Origin of the sequence: Caballeronia choica, from assembly GCF_001544535.1 — a bacterium.
Lineage (GTDB): Bacteria > Pseudomonadota > Gammaproteobacteria > Burkholderiales > Burkholderiaceae > Caballeronia > Caballeronia choica.
Map to the genome: position 1 here is coordinate 1 of NZ_FCON02000479.1, position 1,236 is coordinate 1,236.

The 1,236-nt window shown below is 62.7% G+C and carries 1 protein-coding gene; it reads left to right on the plus strand.

Going from position 1 to position 1,236, the window contains the following annotated elements:
• Positions 1–1,236: AMP-binding protein (locus tag AWB68_RS45140; RefSeq protein ID WP_143282071.1), on the plus strand; the 1,236-nt coding region annotated here is incomplete at both ends.

Here is a 1,236-nt window from a genome sequence, read left to right on the forward strand (position 1 = left end):
AAGCGGCGAAGCGCAGCGCTTCACCTGGAAGCGCTTCGCGTTCAACCATCCACTCTTCATCATGTTCTCGTCCGGCACGACGGGCAAGCCGAAGTGCATCGTGCACGGCGCTGGCGGCAGCCTCATTGAACACTTGAAGGAGCATCGGCTGCACAGCGATCTGCGCCCGGGCGATCGCATGTACTTTCACACCAGTTGCGCGTGGATGATGTGGAACTGGCAGTTGTCGGCGCTTGCGTCTGGCGTCGAGATTGTCACCTACGATGGCCCCATCTCGTCGGTCGATACATTGTGGCGTCTGGTTGCCGACGAACGCGTCAACGTGTTCGGCACGAGTCCGGCGTACCTGAAGATGTGCCAGGATGCGCACCTCGTGCCCGCACGAGAGTTCGATCTGAGCGCGCTAACCGCCATGATGTCGACAGGCGCGGTCCTCTACGACCCGCAGTTCGACTGGGTGCGCGATAACGTGAAGCCGCTGCAATTGCAGTCGATTTCCGGTGGCACTGACATTCTCGGCTGCTTTGTGCTCGGCAACCCGAATCTGCCGGTCTATGCAGGCGAGGCGCAATGCAAAAGCCTCGCACTGGACGTGCAGGCGTGGGACCAGGGCGCGCAAACGGACGGCGTAGGGCAACTGGTGTGCGTGAACCCATTTCCGTCGCGCCCGCTGGGTTTTTTCGGCGACGCTGACGGTAAAAGCTTTCACGCTGCCTATTTCAAAGCCCATCCGGACGTCTGGACCCACGGCGATCTCATCGAGTTTCCGACGGAAGGAACGGCGCGCCTGCACGGGCGCAGTGACGGCGTACTCGTCGTGCGTGGCATCAACGTTGGGCCGGGCGAGATCTATCGGGTGCTGAACGACATCCCCGAAGTTCGCGACGCGATCGTGGTCGAGCAGCGTCTGCGCGAGACTGCGGCTGACGCGACGCCGGCTAGCGCCAACGGTCAGCGCATGGTGCTGCTCGTCACCCTTCAGGCGGCTGCCCAGCTCACCGGTGCGTTGATCGCCCGGATACGCCGTGACCTCGTGCACCGCGCGTCGGCCGCGCACGTACCGGATGTGATCGCCGTCGTCGATGAACTACCGTTCACGCATAACGGCAAGTTGTCGGAGGCTGCCGCGCGTAGCGCGGTCAATGATCTCCCGATAGGCAACGCCGCTGCTCTGCGTAACCCCTCATGCCTCGACCCGATCCGCAACCATCCCGCATTGAAACAAGCGGCCGAAGA